Raw genomic sequence first — 16,637 nt, forward strand, 5'->3', positions numbered from 1 at the left:
GATAGTGTATGTGCTTAAATCATTTTTCCAGGGCAGTGGGGAAAACCTGCACCGTTTAACGGGCCCTCCACCGCATGAGGGGCCATCAACAGCATCTGGCAGTTGGCCCGGTGCAACCTGGCAGCCACCATCTGAACAGGAATGCCTGTGACTTGGTGGGCGGCCTGCCATTCATGATTGCATGGCTGTGCTAAAGTTAAGTGCACGAAGCCATGTCCCATAACATATGATCGATGTGGAAATGGCGCAGGCCATAGTGGATAATGACGCTTACCTTTCCAGGTTCGGCATAAGCGTTACCGCGCTGGAGAAGGGGTACGTCTCCCTCAAAGTCGAACTTGGCGATGGCCTGAAGAGGTTCGGTGGCATGATGAACGGCGGGGCCGTGTGCTCCCTGATGGACGCTGCGGGCGGAATATCCGCAATGTGTGATGATGGCGTGGTCAATGAGTTCACCGTCAACCTGAACGTTAACTTTCTGAGGCCGGTTTCCACTGGCCCGGTTTCCGTTGAATCGAGAGTGCTGAGGAGCGGGAAGAACGTGGCCTTCTGCGACATCAGGCTGGTAGACGGCGATGGGAAACTCTGCGCAACTGGAACCGGTGTCTGGTTCCTGGTGAGGGAAGATGGGGGTAGATGAGCCGGCCCCGAGGAGAGGCATCAACACAGGGTGCCTGGAGGGCAGGAGGATTCTCGTTGCCACCGGGGGTAGCATATCCATATACCGCGTCCCCGACATAATAAGGGAGATGAGGAGGGAGGGGGCCAAAGTGAAGGTAGCCATGGGGAAGGCGTCGCAGGCCCTCATCTCCCACGAGGTCTTCAGGTGGGCATCTGGAAACGATGTGATAACCGAGGTTTCTGGGAGGCTTGAACACATCTCTGATGTGGAGGGCTCTGACGCCCTGGTGCTCATGCCAGCCTCCTTTGACACCATAGGGAAGTGTGCCAACGGGATAGCGGACGAGGTGCAGCCACTCATGTTCAGTAACGCAGTGGGGAGTGGTGTGCCCGTGCTGTTCGTCCCGGCAATGCACCAGGGCATGTTCAGGTCTCCGGCACTGCGCAGGAACACAGACATACTCCGCTCGATGGGTGCACTGTTCGTTGAGCCTGTGGTTGAGGAGGGCAAGGCCAAGCTGGCCGGGCCTGCAGAGGTCATAGACGCTGTCGCCAGGGCGCTGGCGGGCCAGAGGGGCGGGAGGTACCTCGTTGTGTCCGGCAGGGGAGAGGAAGTCATCGACCCAGTGAGGGTTGTTACCAACAGGTCAACTGGTCTCATGGGGTACTGGATATCCAGGTGGCTCTACAGGCTCGGTGCTGGTGCGATCGAATACGTTGGCAACTGCTCCAGGCAGCTGCCATCATACGTGAATTTCAGGCCAGCCCACACGGCCGAGGAGTTTGAGGAGGGGGTGTCAGAGGCGATGAGATCGGCCCAGTTCGACGGCGTGTTCCTGTGCGCGGCCCTGCCCGATTTCACACTGGACAGGCACCATTCAAAGATACCGAGCTCTTCAGAGGTAACACTGAAACTCACCCCCAGGAGGAAGATGGTCGAGGCCCTGAGGCCCTTGCAGGCCAGGAACCTTGTAGCCTTCAGGCTGACAGATTCAGGCGACAGCGACGTCTGGGGCCATTTCGCAGGGTACGAGCCGGATGTTGTCGTGTCCAACTACTATGACGCACAGGACGGTGCCTTCGGTGATGTCAGTAACAGGTACGTGATACACACAAGGCATGGTTCCTTCGACCTGGGCGTCATGCCAAAGGAGCTGGCAGCCAGGCGGATAGTCGAGCATGTCATGGGTGTGATTCCATGAGGGCCAGCATTGTCCAGGCACCTCTCATGGACATGGAGAGGGCCATGGGGTTCCTTGAGGAGAACGAAGAGAGGATATTCAGCGGTGCTGACCTGGTGGTCTTCCCGGAGAAGTGGATAACTGACAGGATGGACCAGGATGGCCCGGAGATGTCCTCACTCCTCAGGTTCTATGGGGATATGAGCGCAAGGCACAGGGTACTGCTCTGCCCCGGCAGCCTGAGTGTCTACAGGGATGGGAGGCTCTTCAACAGCTCACCGCTGATCGATATGGGCAAGCTCATAGGATGGCAGGACAAGGTCTCACTGTTCAGGTCCGAGAAGAAGAGCTACACGCCGGGGAGCGAAGTGAAGGTCTTCGACACGCACCTGTGCAGGATAGGTGTGTGCATATGCTATGATGTGGACTTCCCGTACTACTGCAAGATGCAGGCCGGAATGGGTGCCAGGCTGATACTGAATCCGTCCCTCATAGATAGGGACTTCAGGGACATGTGGCACATATACGTCAGGGCCAGGTCGCTGGAGAACAGGCTGCCCTTCATATCGGTCAACTCCAGCTCTGAGATGTTCGGCTCCGGGTCCATGGTTACATGGATGGAGAGGGCAGGGAAAGGGGTGCTGCTAAGGGAACTGCAGGCAGGCGATGTGTTCACTCTGGTTGAGCTGAGCACGGATGTGGCCGACCTGGTGGACACCAGGGCGGAGGAGGACCCGGGCCACTACTCCCTGAGGACGAAGTGATTCACAAGGGCCGCAACCACCTGGGGAGACGAGTGGTGCGGCGTGTGGCCGGCACCATGTATTTCCGAGAACTGTGCCCTGGGCAGGCAGGAAGCCATCCTCCTCCCGTAGTCTATTGGAATCACATCGTCCTCGGTGCCCCATATAACGAGCACTGGCACACCTATTCTCCCAAGGTCCTCGCATGTGAGCTTCCTCTCCCTGGTGGCGTTCCAGAAGACGTACTTCCTCATGGTCTCCTCGTCGTTCCTCCTGTCGATCGAGACGAGTCTCCTGACAAACCTCTCCCCCTCCTCCCTGCCGAGTTCTGCCACAGTTGGGTTCGTCCCAGCACTGTCCTCGAGCACCATCTTTTCGGGGAGCACATAGCCGAGGGCCAGGCGCAGCGCAACCCAGCCACCGTACGAGTTGCCCATGATGGAAAAGTGATCGATGCCGACCCCCTGGATGAACTCCTGCAGTATCCTGCACTGGACATCGATTGATGGTTCGGGGACATCCCTTGTGGAGTAACCGTGCCCGGCCATATCTACCATGTAAAGAGCCAGGTCCGTGTCCAGGAACGGTTCCATCCGCATCCAGTTGTTCCCCGACCCGCCGAGGCCGTGAAGCAGGATGAGCGGGTGCCTGCCAGCCCTGTAGAGGTATGATACGGTCCCATAGGAACTGCTGAAAGAGCGCCTCTCCATAATGGGTGATGGCAATGGCCGTGATATCGCTTGTGCAGCATGTGGTTAGATAGGGCCTTGGGCCCAGGCCTGCAGGTCGATGGGCAGGCAAAATCCCAAGGCAGACTTCACAAAAAACGATAACCTGCATCGCATTAGAGGTCGCATGGTGTTTGAGGACCTCCGTGAGTTCGTGGAGTACGCAGAGCGGTCATCCAGGCTGGCCAGAATCAGGGAGCAGGTTGACCCGGACCTGGAGCTCACCCACATAATGAGCGAGGAGCTCAGGATAGGGAAGAGGAGGACGCTGCTCTTCGAGAACGTGAAGGGCTCGGAGGTGCCTGCCCTTGGAAACATATTCACCTCACCGGATGTCATGAGGGAGATCCTCGGTGGAGACCCAATGGATATAGGCATGCACCTGCGCTCCATAGTGAAGCCTCCGGATGACACTGAGAGCCTCATCGGTAGGGGCCTGTCCATGCTCAGGGAGCTGGGCGGCCTGAGGCCGAAGGTCGTTGATGGCTTCGGTTCATCCCACAGGGTGCTGGAGGAGGTCGACCTATACAGGTACCCGATATGCAGGACGTGGCCACAGGACGCGGGGCCATTCATAACCTTACCTCTCGTGATAACCAGGAACCCGGAGACGGGCCAGAGGAACGTCGGCATGTACAGGATGCAGGTCTACGATTCAGAGACCACGGGCATGCACTGGCACATCCACAAGGGGGGCGCAGAGAACATGGGTGCCACAAGGAAGGAGATGGATGTGGCAGTGGTCATAGGGAGCGACCCGCTGACCATATTCAGCGCAGTGGCACCTTTGCCAAACGGCATAGATGAGTTCTCCTTCAGGGGCCTCCTGGCCAGGAGGCGCTTCGAGCTCGTGAGGGGGCAGACAGTCGCTCTTGAGTACCCTAGGAACGCAGAGATAGTACTTGAAGGCTATGTGGACCCATCAGAGACCAGGGTCGAGGGCCCGTTCGGCGACCACACTGGCTACTATTCACTGGAAGACCAGTTCCCGGTGTTCCACGTGAGGAGGGTCATTGAGAGGAAGAACCCTGTATATCCAACCACCATCGTTGGAAAACCTTGGCACGAGGACGTGGTGATCGGGAAGGCCATAGAGCGCATGTTCCTGCCGATCATACAGGTGCAGGTGCCGGAGATAGTGGACATGAACACCATGGAAGAGGGGGCCTTCCACAACATGGTCGTTGTGTCCATCAGGAAGCGCTACCCGGGGCAGGCCAAGAAGGTGATGTTTGCGCTCTGGTCCATGGGCCAGCTCATGTTCTCGAAGATAGTGGTTGTTGTGGATGCGGACGTGGACGTGCACGACAGGTTCCAGGTCCTCTGGGCAATGTCAACGAGGATCGACCCGCAGAGGGATGTGGTGATAATACCGGGCACAGTAACCGATACGCTTGACCACGCTTCAGTCCTGCCGAACTACGGTTCAAAGATGGGCATTGATGCCACCAGGAAGGGGCCTGAGGAGGGGTACCAGAGGAGGTGGCCTGACGTGCTTGAGATGAGGAGGGACATAGAGGAGAAAGTTAGAGAAAAGTGGAAGTCATACGGGCTGTAGGGCATGAAAGCCAAGGACATAGTGGACTACATAAAGCTGGAGCACACAGTCTTCGACCTGCCGTTCGTCTTTGCTGGCACCGTCATAGCATCTGGCCCCCATGTCTACCCAGTCAAGATACTCCTTGTACTTGTGGCGACCACGTTCGCCAGGGCCACAGGAATGTCAGTGAACAGGATACTGGGGAGGCGCTACGATGCGATCAACCCCAGGAAGAGGGACTGGGCCCTGGTCTCAGGGAAGATAAGCATGCGCGGGGCAATAGCTCTCACCGTGGCGTTCGCCCTGATCTTCGAGCTGGCCACCCTGGCGCTCAACCGCCTCGTGCTCCTCCTCTCCCCTGCAGTCCTGGCGCTGTTCATAGCGGACCCAATAATGAAGAGGATCACGGCCTGGAGGCACTACTTCATGGGCTCCACCATAGGCGTTGGTGTCCTGGGCGGATACCTGGCAGTGAGGCCTGTATTTCCAGCGGACCCAGTGCTGTACCTCACCTTCATAGCGTCCTCTCTCTGGATAGCCGGGTTCGACATAATCTACGTGATCCCTGACAGGGAGTTTGACATAAGGAACGGCCTGAAGACACTGGTCACAAAGTACGGTGTGCGAAAGGCGCTGAGGATCTCCGAGATCACGCACGCTGTGACCTTCCTGGACCTTGTGGCAATAGCCTTCTACTACCCTACATGGGCATACGTTGCAGTCCTCGTGCCAATACTCTTCCTTATAGTGTTCCAGCACGTGAGCCTTGACCCAGGGGACCCAAGGAGCGTCAGGCGCTCCTTCCTCGGTGCGAACTCGTTCATAGGCATACTCTTCTTCATCGGGCTGGTAGTATCGACATGGCTACTGAACCTTGTAGCCATATGATGGGCTTGATAAACGGTCCCTCCTGAGCAGCATTGCCCGGAAGGCCGTGAAGAGTAGCACGGATGTTAGGGCGAAGATGTCCACGCCCACCCACACCAGTGGCCTCTCGAAGGAGAAGATGAAGAGGAGGAAGGAGCCGACGGATGGCCCGAGGGCCCTGCCTGTGGAGTTCATCATGCCCAGGAAGCCCATGTACCTCCCGACCCTGTCCGGTGGCGCTATCCTTGATACTATTGTGTTCATGATGGGCGATGTCATGTCCTCGCCAACGGTGATTATGGCCATATCGAGCATGAGCTGGTAGAATGAGCCCGAGAACCCCACAAGCAGATAGCCCAAGGCGTAGGCAGCTGCCCCTGCCATCATGGTGGTTACGTCATCGAACCTCTTCATCAGCGAGGTGATGGGCATCTGCCCCAGGACAACAACCGTGCCGTTGACCGCATAGACCAGCCCCAGCCTGAGGCCAGTGATGCCCTCATAAACAGACGAGTAGACAGGCAGTGTCACGGAAAACTGTGAAGTCACGATGGTCAGGAAGAACGTCCCGAGGGAGAAGGTGAGGAGGTACCTGTCAAACACGAGATATCCGGACCGCTTCTTGGCCGTGTTCTGCCTCGCCTTCACATTCCTCACGAAGAACACGATTGTGAGGAACTGCATGAGCGAGGTCACCGAGACCATCATGAATATGAGGGAGAAGTGGTACTCGTACAGGACTCCGCCGGCTATGGGGCCGATGGCCCAGCCCAGGTTGGACATGATCCTGTATATGACGTAACCGTCCGTCCTCTCGTCCTCTGTGGTCACGTCTGCCACCAGTGCTGATGCAGAGGGAAAGACGAGCGCCCCTGAGATGGCGGAGAGTATGAAGAGGGCAACAATGGAGGCTGCCTGCCTGGGCCCGATCAGGTCAGCGAATATGGCAGCATATATGAGGACGCCTGATAAGGAGCCTGTGAGCAGTGTCCCCTTCCTGCCTATCCTGTCCGAGAGGGCGCCGCCGACGATGCTGAACACTATGGAAGTCGCCGAGTTCAGGGTGAAGATTATACCCACCAGGTAAACCGGGATGTGCAGGCCTTCCTCGAAGAATATGGCCGCGAATGGCCAGGTGGCGCCGAAGCCAATGGACCTGAATGCAGATGCAAGGCTGACTGCCCAGAGGTTCCTGTTATGCAGCAGGAAGCGAGAACCTATCCGCGTAATGGATCACACCTTCACAGGGTCATATGCCTGAAACCCTGATTTTCCCTGTGATGCTCCTCTTTATGATAACGTTTCTCCTCCCTTTCCTTATCTCCTCCGCCACCTCAGGCGTCAGGCTGAGTTGCACCCCATCCACTTCGAGGTTGACGAGCCCCCTGGCCCCGGCTGTGGAGGCGGTGCACACCGCCCTCCTAATAGGCTGGCATGTACCGTCCCTGCACGGGCCTGGAGAATAGGCGAATCTCAGTACCATGGGCGTTCCTGACAGTGACCTGTCAACCAGGATGCTGCCAGGGCTAAGGGAGAGAACGGCGTACCTGCCTTCACTCATCCTCTCCGAACTTCTCCTTATACATCTTTATCGATCTCTCGATCTCTGCCAGGGCCCTGTCCCTGTCCTCCCAGCCCTTCACCTCGGTCTTCTTGTTTTCCAGGATCTTGTAAGTTTCGAAGAAGTTTGCAATCTCCTTCAGCCTGTGTTCGTTGACCTCCCTGTAGGACCTGAGGTTCCTGTGCACCGGGTCGCCCTTGGCCACAGCGAGCACCTTGTCGTCAACGTCGCCCTGGTCCACCATCTTCATCAGGCCTATGGGCCTGGCCTCAACGATTGTACCGGGAAACAGCGGTTCGCTTGTGAGGAGCAGCACATCAATGGGGTCACCGTCAAGGTAGTAGGTCTGCGGTATCATGCCGTAGTCCACGGGATACATGACAGAGGAGTGCAGGACCCTGTCCAGTACTATGCCAGCATGGTCCTTTGCCACCTCGTACTTGTTCTTGCTCCCCCGTGGCGTCTCTATGACCACATAGATCTCCTCAGGAGGCTTAGGTCCAGGTGGTAGCATGTGCCAGTAGCTGCCGTTCTTCACCATACCTGCTTATCCCATACAGTTTATTTAGAATTGTGCATCTATGAGTGATAATGTTTTGCACTGTTTCTATTACTGTAGATAATATTTTCTCAACGCCAGGCATTTATGGGGACCTGCTAAGAAGGTTTAATATTTAACCTCCAATAGTCGCTGGAAAGCTATGGAGAGAAACATCACGGTTGAAAAGATAAACCAGACAAAGACATCTGCAAGGGAAGTCGAGATCGTTGAGAGGAAGGGCATCGGGCATCCTGACAGTGTAGCCGATGGAATTGCTGAGGCCGTCAGCAGGGCGCTCAGCAAGTACTACATCGAGCACTATGGGAGGATACTGCACCACAACACCGACCAGGTGGAGGTGGTTGGTGGCCAGGCAGCACCCAAGTTCGGAGGCGGAATGGTGCTTGAGCCCACATACATCCTGCTCTCAGGCAGGGCAACAACAAAGGTCAATGAGGACAGGATACCGTACAAGTCCATAGCAACGAAGGCCACGAAGGAGTACTTGAGGAGCAACTTCAAGCACCTCGACATGGACGCCGACGTGATGATAGACTGCAGGATCGGGCAGGGCTCTGTGGACCTGAGGGCCGTCTACGACACACAGAGGCTTAAGGCCAACGACACCTCCTTCGGTGTGGGATTCGCGCCCTTCACGGATACCGAAAACCTTGTGCTCGCCACTGAGAAGTTCATAAACGGCCCGGCTGTGAAGAGCAAGCTGCCAGCAATAGGCTACGACGTGAAAGTCATGGGCTTCAGGCAGAGGGACGTCATAAACCTGACCATAGCGGCGGCCTTTGTGGACAAGTATGTGAGGGACAGCAGCGAGTACTTCTCGATAAAGGAAGAACTGAAGACCATGGTGGAGGACAACGCGTCAAAGATAACTGACAAGGAGGTCAGGGTGTATATCAATACAGCGGACAAGGACGAGACTGGAATTGTGAGCCACTACCTCACCGTGACAGGCCTATCCATGGAGAACGGTGACGACGGCTCCGTGGGAAGGGGCAACAGGGTCACGGGCCTGATCACGCCTTACAGGCCCATGAGCATGGAGGCGGCAGCGGGCAAGAACCCTGTCACGCATGTTGGCAAGCTCTACAATGTCCTCGCGAACCTCATCGCCCAGGACATAATCAAGGAACACGGTGGGGACGTTGAGGAAGTGCTGGTCAGGATCGTGTCGCAGATAGGCAGGAGGGTGGATGACCCGCACGTGGCTAACATACAGGTCATATACGACGACAACGTAGATCCGTCCAAGCACAAGAACGACATAAGGAACATAGCGGACCAGAGGCTTGAGAGGATTGGCGACCTCACGCAGATGTTCGTTGAGGGCAAGATAAGTGTCTTCTGAGGGTGTACTGGCCCTCTCTTTTTCACTCAAGTATTTTCCACATCACGTACGCATCTGATGCGTCGCTGTAGTAGGACTTCAGGGTTGATGTTATCGAAAAGCCATAGCGCCTGTAGAATGAAATCGCCTTCTCGTTGTCCGTCCTGACCTCGAGCCTCACGCTCCTGATGCCGCAATCCCTGCAGAGCCTGAGGAAAGAGTCCATGAGCGCTGACCCGCACCCCTGGTTCCTGTAGCGCGCATCCACGGCGAGGAGGAGTATCCTTGCGTCAATGTCTGACTGCCTTGAGCCGACAATGAAACCCACAATCTCGGAGCCCACACAGTAAACCATGAAGGATTCTGGCCATGACCTGTAGAGGTCCATTATCAGGCTTGGTGTGTAATACTCCGTGAGGGAGGAGTTCCCTATATCTACGACCCTGTCCAGATCCTGCTTCCTGAAGTTCCTCACGTACCTCACAGGTACAGTGTGAAGCGCCATTTAACGCTCATATTGAGGTTCTGCGTATTACCGTTTCGGTTCCGGCAGGCATGTTGCATAACTTCCCTGTACAGTGATACCCAAGTAGTGCCTTTAACTGTCAATGATTGCGCTTGCAATTCATCTAAAGTGCTGTATCTCTGGTGTTCTAGACTCCTTTATATCCCACTTCAAGGCCCATGGTGCCACTCTTTCCTTCAAGCATGGAGAGCTTGGTAGGATGTGTTGGGCCTGCGGGTTCAGGTAGATCACACCTCCTGAATTCATGAGGACGGGCACGGGCGGCAAGGGGCTTCCACATTTTCCCGGATCAGTCAGGCCGACAGTGTCACGGGTTCAGTGTAAGGCGTTCGTGCAGTGGCCATAGGGTTGGCCATGCGGCGCCACCGGGAGACCAGGATGGCCAGGAACCCTGGGTGTGTCAGGCCAGAGCGCTTGTGAATGGATGTGGGTGCATGACATCAGTAGCAGATGGGGGGTCGCTTGGCCCCAGGGAGGTGTGATTTCTTGGGAAGATAAGGAAAGATGGCAGACGACACAGCGGGCGAGGCTAACAACAGATCCTATGGACAGATAGTTCAGGTGGCCCTGGCCGGACAGAACCTGTTCTTGAATGGCGGTGCGCCTGGTCACATGGTTCTGGATGCACTCAGGGTGCGGCATCACAGCACTCTGAGGGAGGGCACATGCCCCGTTGGATAGTGCAAGGCACTCCCTGCACTGTATCAGGCCTCTAACCCTCGCCCTGCATCAGTTCATGCTTGATGCGCCTTATCTCCCTGTTGTACGCCTCTGCAATGTCTGGGAGCCCGATGATGCCCTTTACCGTTGTGTTGTCCTCATCGATCACCGCCAGGATGCCACGGTCTGAACGTATAAGCCTGTCAAGGGCCTCGTGAATATTCGCATCGTACCTTATGGTGGGTACATCTGTGCTCATCACGTCAGATACCTTGAGTGAGTTCACATCCATGCCAGACTTTATCATGTCCAGTGAAAGTATCCCCTTAAGGCTGTGGCCATTCATAACGAGGAGATTCTTGGTCCTTGTTTCCCTCAACTTCGGGAGCGCACTGCGCAGGTCGTCATCCGGGGTGACGTAGTTGAACTCCGTCCTCATCGCCTTGTAAACCGGGACCTGGTCCATTATTGGCCTCTCGTACTCCGCAGCATGCGCTGGTGAATGTGCCCTGTCCAGCACCTGGGCCCTGTAGATTGAGGTGTTCACTCCTGACGCGAAGTATGAGAGCGTCGTGCTGAGCATGAGGGGCAGGAAGAGTGCGAAGCTGCCGGTCATTTCCGTCCCCATTATGAGAACCGAAATCGGTGCCTTCGACACCCCGCCGAAGAAGGAGATCATGCCCACTATGGTGAACTCCACAATGTTTAGGTAGGGGAACAGGGGGTGCAGTATGATGCCCATGGCTGCGCCGAAGAAGGAGCCTATCACTATTCCTGGCGCGAACACTCCACCTGAGCCGCCTGAGCCTATTGTCAGCGACGTGGCCACGATCTTCACGAAGATCAGGATGATTAGGATGTAGAGTGGCATCAGGTAGAGGTTCTCGTTGAGGAGTAGCTGCACCCAGCCGTACCCCAGGCCGAGAACCTGGGGGAACTTTATGGCTATCAGGCCCACAAGAAGGCCGCCGATGGCCGGCTTTGCAAACCTAGTTATGTTCCACTTCCTGAACAGGCCCTGGATGCCGTAGAACACATTTACATAGACCTTGCCAAGCAGGCCTGCCAGGATGCCCACAAGGGCGTACGCGAGCAAAGATTCCGGCCTCTCGAAGAAGAGGAATGAGGGGTCAGTGTAGAAGATTGGCCTGTACTGAAAGAGGTAACCGAAGATGGAGTAGCCGACCACTGACGCTATTATTGAAGGTATGAGGGCCTCCACCTCGAAGTCGCGCCTGTAGAGTATCTCGGTGCTGAGAAGGGCCCCACCCAGGGGTGCCATGAATATGCTGCCTATGCCCGCGCCGATCCCAGCTGCCTCTGCGATCCTCCTGTCGTGGTCGTTGAGACTGAAGACATCTGCTACGAATGAGCCGAAGCCAGCCGCTATCTGTGCTGTCGGGCCCTCCCTGCCGGCGCTGCCACCTGAGCCTATGGTTATTGCAGAGGCCACCAGCTTTACTATTGGCACCCGCCTCCTTATCTTTCCGTTATTGTTATGGAAAGCGCTTATTGCCGCATCCGTGCCGTGCCCCTCGGCCTCAGGAGCCAGGTTGTAGACTATCAGCCCGCTCAGGATGCCTCCTGCGGCCAGTGAAATTGGAAGCAGGTACCACCTGTAGTGGCCAAGGGTGTATGCCAGGCTCCCACCTTCGCCCAGGGGCTCCGGTGGCACGAACCCCGTTATGCCGGTCAGCATGAGTCCAGTCATCAGCTTGATCAGGAAGTAAAAGGCTATAGAGCCCACGCCGGCAACGATCCCTATCAGGATACCCAGAAAGACCCACTTTGTCACATCGTTCCTGAGTATCCACTGCAGGCCTTTACGGGATGCAGCTCGTGCCGGCTCAACCATACGTTATGCACTTTCCAGCGTTTAAGCATATCGATTGATCATTCTTAAATCTCTGCTCGCCAGGAATGCTCCTGTGCTGCGGGGCCATGGCCACCGTCCATATGAAAAATGCACCTGCGACGTTTCTGGGATCATTGATCCCAGGGAATGGCATTACCAGCAGATGCGCCTCCGGTGCCTGACCATGGGCTGCGCTGCATAACCATCATGGGAAAGCAGGTGGATCCTGGCAACCTTTCAGCAACCGGTTCCCTGACTGTACATTGGCCGCAGGCCCTCGGCAAGGCAGGCGAGGGGCCGCGTGCACCAGTCACCCTTCATGCGAAAAGCCAGGGACGGGCTGGGTGGTGAATGCGCCTGCATTCTACAGATTGCCTAGTTCCTGGACATCGTGAAGAAGGCCTCTGCATCCCTCACTGGGTCCAGGCTCTCCCTCATGTCAGGTATGTACTTCCTGAACATGCTCGCCCTCCTGTCCAGTATCACGGCCATCCCAACGTCGTCCTCCCTCCTTATGAGCCTGCCTATCTCCTGCTTCAGCTTGATCACCGTCGGGAAGACGACTGCGTATTCCCACCCGCGACCGTACTTGCGCTCATAGTACTCCTGGAGTGCCCTCTGCTGTGCCGTGGGCTTTGGAAAAGGAAGGCCTGCTATGATGACCATCTCCAATTCGGAACCGGGGAAGTCCATCCCCTCTGCGATCCTACCCCCTGTGACCGCGAAGAGTGGCAGCCCCCCTTTTCTGAACCTGTTCACCAGGTCCATGACCTCGATCTGGCTCATATCCCTCTCCTCGTTCAGGTAGCGCATACCATCGAGGTATCCGCAGACCTTCTGCTTGACGTTGTATGAGGGGAAGAAGACAAGCGTGTTCCTTGCCACCGTCGATATGAGGTCCCTTATCATCCGGGCCATCCTCTCTGCAGTCTCCTCGTTGAACTCACTGAACCTCGTGCTCAGGCCGCTATAGTACACGATCGACCTGTTCTCGCGCGGGAACATGTATGGTACTGAGAGGAAATTCATATCCTCGAAGCCTGTTAGATCCCGGTAGACATCAAATGGGGCCAGAGTGCCCGACATGTGTATTGTCTTCGATACCTTCAGCGGCGTGAGGAGCGAGGAGGGGTCAAGGCACGCCGCTATCAGCTTTCCGCCCCCTTCAGAGGAGGCAACAGCAACGTACCTATCCTCATCCACGTTTTCCCATGCGGACAGGACGTTGTAGAGGTGCAGTATCCTGCTCCTCGGCACCTTCCCCGACTTTTCCTTCTGCTCGGCCACGAACTCGCCCATTATCTCCAGGTAGCGGAGCAGGTCATCGTATGTCTCGCCTGAGATGTGGTTGCCCACCATGATGTACTCCCTGAGGTCTGAAAACGGTATCCTGACCTCCTCGCTCTCTCCGACCTTGTCCCTGACTATGTCGTATATGGCGTTCCTCACCATCTCGCACAGATCGGAGGTCCTGTAGCCAGGCATGAGCTCGAAGTCGCCGTACTCCTGGGCCTCGCGCTCTGAGGCGTTCACTGAACCGACAGCAATCTCGAATGAGGCCAGCTCTCTTGCTATTGTGGGAATGTTGTGCGCCTCATCCAGCACAACCACAAGGTCCTCCCTCTCCACACCCCAGCTGTACAGGAGCCTCTGCGCCGTCACGGGGTTCAAGTAGAGTGCATAGGGCACTATGACGATTTCAGCGTCCCTCAGTGCCCACTTGAGGGCCTCGTACGGGCACACCACGTTGTCCAGGCCGTAGTTGTAAATGGAGTCCACATCCGGGACTGTGCTGTATATGTACGAGGAGACCTCGGGCGAACTGACCTTCTCGTTGTAGTAAATGCACGCGCTCTGGTCACCGTTCAGCACCTTTTTCTTCCTGAGGGAGCAGAACCTTGAGAGGGATTCCGAGGTGAAGTCCCTGGACTCCTCGATCTCGCCGTAAAGCAGGCAAAGGTTGGCCCGTCCCTGGAATGGCACTGCCCTGATCTCCTCGCCCCTTTTCAGGAGGCGGAGCTCCTTTATCACCTGCTCCTGCTGGCTGTTTGTCCTGGTTACATAGAGGACCTTCTTCCCCTTCCTCCTTGCGAACTCGATGGCGGCGACCAGTGCAGTTATCGTCTTGCCGGTGCCGGTTGGGGACTCAAAGGCAACGCTGCTGCCACCCTCAAGCTTCGCGTGTATGAAGCGTATGATCTCTTCCTGATAGGTTCTGAGCGTGTATGGCAGGTTCAAACTGTCTACACCTGCTTCTCCGATAAGCTCTCGTATTTATCCCTGAGTTCCTTTGAGTCCGGGTATGCCCTGATGCCTTCCTCTAGCACCTCTATGGCACTCTCCCTCATACCTGCCTTTATGAAGAGGTCCGCAGCGTCCACGTAGTATGCAGGCACCCCGGGCGTCAGCTTTATGATCTCCAGCATGTCGCGGGCCGCTTCCCCGTACTTTCCCATGTATGCGAGGAGCTCGTGCCTGCGGTAGAGAAATATTGGGTCCTGTGAGTTGAGCTGCACTGCCTTCGTGTAGTCGGCCAGAGCGTCCTGGAACCTCTGCATCTTCCAGTAGACGTTTCCCCTGTTGTAATAGTAGTCTGGCACGTCGCCCTCCAGTTCAATTGCCCTGTTGAATGCCTTCAGTGCTTCCTCAAGGTTCCCCATGTCCTCGTAAACGGAGCCAAGTGCATTGTGGTAGTCCGCGTGCTCCGGGTATAACTCTATAGCCTTCTTGTAGTCCTTGACGGCCTGTTCCAGCATCTTCATCGAGTAATATGCCAGGCCCCTGTTGTAGTAAAAGTCCGGCTCGTTGTCCAGGATCTTTATGGCCTTCGTGAATTCCTTTATTGCCTCAGGGTACTTCTGTATGTTGAAGTATGATATCCCCCTCTCATTGTAATCGTCCGCAAGTTCGGATCGGTCCAGAGGTTTGAAGTTGCTTGACACGATATCCACATGTCTAGCTAGTGTTAAACGTTTCCCCACCTTCTCCAGATCCATAGGGGGTGGTCGTTTGGCCACGAAAAATGGTGAGGGTTACCTGTCACCCTAAGAGATCAGATGGAGGCCTTGATGGCCCTCTCCAGGGCCTCAACACCCATGTCTGCCTGCTCCTCCGTTATTATGAGTGGAGGTATTATCCTTATGGCGCTCTGGCCTGTGGAGAGGAGTATCAGGCCGTTCTCGAATGCCTTGTATTCCACCCTGTCCCTCAGCTCCCTGGCCGGCTCCTTTGTCTTCCTGTCCCTCACGAAGTCTATGGCCAGCATCAGGCCGATGCCCCTCACATCGCCTATGCACTCGTACCTCTCTGACAGCTCCTGGAGCCTCTTCTTCAGGTATGGCCCCACCCTGTTCACATTGTCAAGGACCTTCTCCTCCTTCATGACCCTGATGGTCTCTATGCAGGCGACAGAGGCCAGCACGTTGCCACCGAACGTGTTGGAGTGCAACCCCGACTCTGGGAAGTCCAGCCTCTCGTGCACTATTGCGGCTCCCATGGGTATGCCCGATGCGATTGCCTTGGCCACTGTAAGCACCTCAGGCTCTATGCCAAAGTGCTCTGATGCGAAGAACTTCCCTGTCCTCCCGAACCCGGTCTGGACCTCGTCCACCATGAGGAGGATCCCGTTTTCGTCCGCCAGCTTCTTCAGTGACCTTAGGAAGCCCTTCGGCGGAACAACGTATCCCCCCTCTCCCTGTATGGGCTCCACCAGGAACCCCGCCACGTTTTCCGGCGGCAGGTAGGTCTTGAGGACGAAGCGGTCGATGTAATCGATCGTCCTGTTCACCAGCTCTTCTGGCTCCTCGTACCCGTCTATGCCGAACGGGTTCCTGTATGGGTCAGGGAAAGGCACGTGCTCCACTCCAGGCATGGAGGGGAAGAAGCCCTTCTTCTGGATGGGCTTCGATGCAGTGAACGACAGCGAGCCCTGGGTCCTGCCATGGAACCCGCCTATGAAGCCTATAAACTGCTGCTTCCCTGTGGCGGCCTTGGCGATCTTGATGGCAGCCTCATTGCTCTCCGTCCCGCTGTTGGTGAAGAAGACCTTCTTCCTGAAGCTCCCTGGCGTCACTGACACCAGTTCCTCTGCGGCCAGTACCTGTTCCTCGTAGTAGAAGTCCGTGCCGGCAAAATGCCATAGCTTCCTGAGCTGCTCCTCCACCCTTGCGGTGACCCTGGGGTGCACGTGGCCCAGGTTGGTGACGCTGATCCCGCTCGCCATGTCAAGGTAAACGTTTCCGTCGACATCCTCCACAAAGACGCCCCTTGCCCTCCTCGCGACTATTGGGAGTGACTTTGTGCTCTTTGCCAGCACATCATGGTCTCTCTTCACTATCTTCTTGGCCTCCGGCCCTGGCGGAGTTACCCTGATCTGTATCCTGTTGAGCTCGGCGGATGCCTTTGATTCCTTCATCATGTGTATCGGAAAAATTATACAAACTAATAATATATATTTTATTCAAACATAA

At 56.2% G+C, this 16,637-nt stretch carries 16 protein-coding genes; 7 read left to right on the forward strand and 9 right to left on the reverse strand.

What is annotated here, in order from left to right; all coding sequences use genetic code 11:
* Nucleotides 1-226: 226 nt before the first annotated feature.
* The 3 genes from IEW66_RS00675 to IEW66_RS00685 are packed head-to-tail and all read left to right on the forward strand — an operon-like array spanning nt 227 to nt 2,566.
* Entirely contained in the window at nt 227-640 is a 414-nt protein-coding gene (locus tag IEW66_RS00675) for a PaaI family thioesterase (protein WP_188679451.1), read from the forward strand.
* Nucleotides 627-1,823: a bifunctional phosphopantothenoylcysteine decarboxylase/phosphopantothenate--cysteine ligase CoaBC gene (coaBC, locus tag IEW66_RS00680; RefSeq protein WP_188679453.1), complete on the forward strand. Its 1,197-nt coding sequence runs from the start codon at nt 627-629 to the stop codon at nt 1,821-1,823. Before IEW66_RS00675 ends, coaBC begins: the two co-directional genes overlap by 14 nt.
* The gene (locus tag IEW66_RS00685) at nt 1,820-2,566 is read left to right on the forward strand and encodes a carbon-nitrogen hydrolase family protein (protein ID WP_188679455.1); all 747 of its coding nucleotides are present in this window, start codon (nt 1,820-1,822) and stop codon (nt 2,564-2,566) included. The genes coaBC and IEW66_RS00685 overlap by 4 nt, the downstream gene beginning before the upstream one ends.
* On the opposite strand, the gene IEW66_RS00690 is transcribed toward IEW66_RS00685, so the two are convergent.
* Nucleotides 2,545-3,255, reverse strand: a complete 711-nt coding sequence (locus IEW66_RS00690) for an alpha/beta fold hydrolase (RefSeq protein WP_188679458.1) — start codon at nt 3,253-3,255, stop codon at nt 2,545-2,547. The two genes, IEW66_RS00685 and IEW66_RS00690, sit on opposite strands and share 22 nt — an antisense overlap.
* Before the next feature lie 145 nt (nt 3,256-3,400).
* Between IEW66_RS00690 and IEW66_RS00695 the strand changes: the two genes are divergently transcribed.
* Nucleotides 3,401-4,831 carry a menaquinone biosynthesis decarboxylase gene (locus IEW66_RS00695; protein WP_188679460.1) on the forward strand — a complete coding sequence of 477 codons (1,431 nt, stop codon included), beginning with the start codon at nt 3,401-3,403 and terminating at the stop codon, nt 4,829-4,831.
* Between the two features lie 3 nt (nt 4,832-4,834).
* On the forward strand, nt 4,835-5,701 hold the full coding sequence (locus tag IEW66_RS00700) for a UbiA-like polyprenyltransferase (RefSeq protein WP_188679461.1): 867 nt from the start codon (nt 4,835-4,837) through the stop codon (nt 5,699-5,701).
* Here the strand turns inward: IEW66_RS00700 and IEW66_RS00705 are convergent.
* The 3 genes from IEW66_RS00705 to IEW66_RS00715 are packed head-to-tail and all read right to left on the reverse strand — an operon-like array spanning nt 5,678 to nt 7,782.
* On the reverse strand, nt 5,678-6,910 hold the full coding sequence (locus IEW66_RS00705; protein ID WP_306789762.1) for an MDR family MFS transporter: 1,233 nt from the start codon (nt 6,908-6,910) through the stop codon (nt 5,678-5,680). The two genes, IEW66_RS00700 and IEW66_RS00705, sit on opposite strands and share 24 nt — an antisense overlap.
* 19 nt (nt 6,911-6,929) lie before the next feature.
* Nucleotides 6,930-7,241 carry a hypothetical protein gene (locus tag IEW66_RS00710; RefSeq protein ID WP_188679463.1) on the reverse strand — a complete coding sequence of 104 codons (312 nt, stop codon included), beginning with the start codon at nt 7,239-7,241 and terminating at the stop codon, nt 6,930-6,932.
* The gene (locus tag IEW66_RS00715; protein WP_188679464.1) at nt 7,234-7,782 is read right to left on the reverse strand and encodes an inorganic diphosphatase; all 549 of its coding nucleotides are present in this window, start codon (nt 7,780-7,782) and stop codon (nt 7,234-7,236) included. The genes IEW66_RS00710 and IEW66_RS00715 overlap by 8 nt, the downstream gene beginning before the upstream one ends.
* A 160-nt stretch (nt 7,783-7,942) precedes the next feature.
* Between IEW66_RS00715 and IEW66_RS00720 the strand changes: the two genes are divergently transcribed.
* Complete coding sequence (locus IEW66_RS00720) at nt 7,943-9,148, forward strand: methionine adenosyltransferase (protein WP_188679465.1); 1,206 nt, start codon at nt 7,943-7,945, stop codon at nt 9,146-9,148.
* A gap of 22 nt (nt 9,149-9,170) precedes the next feature.
* Here the strand turns inward: IEW66_RS00720 and rimI are convergent, their stop codons facing one another.
* Nucleotides 9,171-9,632: a ribosomal protein S18-alanine N-acetyltransferase gene (gene rimI / locus IEW66_RS00725; RefSeq protein WP_188679466.1), complete on the reverse strand. Its 462-nt coding sequence runs from the start codon at nt 9,630-9,632 to the stop codon at nt 9,171-9,173.
* 525 nt (nt 9,633-10,157) lie between these two features.
* Here rimI and IEW66_RS00730 point away from each other — a divergent pair.
* Complete coding sequence (locus tag IEW66_RS00730) at nt 10,158-10,334, forward strand: hypothetical protein (protein ID WP_188679468.1); 177 nt, start codon at nt 10,158-10,160, stop codon at nt 10,332-10,334.
* Between the two features lie 31 nt (nt 10,335-10,365).
* Here the strand turns inward: IEW66_RS00730 and IEW66_RS00735 are convergent, their stop codons facing one another.
* From IEW66_RS00735 to IEW66_RS00750, 4 genes are all read right to left on the reverse strand, one after another.
* Nucleotides 10,366-12,168 carry a chloride channel protein gene (locus IEW66_RS00735; RefSeq protein ID WP_188679470.1) on the reverse strand — a complete coding sequence of 601 codons (1,803 nt, stop codon included), beginning with the start codon at nt 12,166-12,168 and terminating at the stop codon, nt 10,366-10,368.
* Between the two features lie 375 nt (nt 12,169-12,543).
* Nucleotides 12,544-14,406 (reverse strand): ATP-dependent DNA helicase, encoded by a 1,863-nt coding sequence (locus IEW66_RS00740; RefSeq protein WP_188679472.1) that lies wholly within the window; start codon nt 14,404-14,406, stop codon nt 12,544-12,546.
* 5 nt (nt 14,407-14,411) lie between these two features.
* Nucleotides 14,412-15,110, reverse strand: a complete 699-nt coding sequence (locus IEW66_RS00745; protein WP_188679474.1) for a tetratricopeptide repeat protein — start codon at nt 15,108-15,110, stop codon at nt 14,412-14,414.
* Between the two features lie 110 nt (nt 15,111-15,220).
* Nucleotides 15,221-16,585: an acetyl ornithine aminotransferase family protein gene (locus IEW66_RS00750; RefSeq protein WP_188679476.1), complete on the reverse strand. Its 1,365-nt coding sequence runs from the start codon at nt 16,583-16,585 to the stop codon at nt 15,221-15,223.
* Between the last annotated feature and the right edge of the window lie 52 nt (nt 16,586-16,637).

The organism is Thermogymnomonas acidicola, from assembly GCF_014646795.1.
In the GTDB taxonomy this organism is placed as follows: domain Archaea; phylum Thermoplasmatota; class Thermoplasmata; order Thermoplasmatales; family Thermoplasmataceae; genus Thermogymnomonas; species Thermogymnomonas acidicola.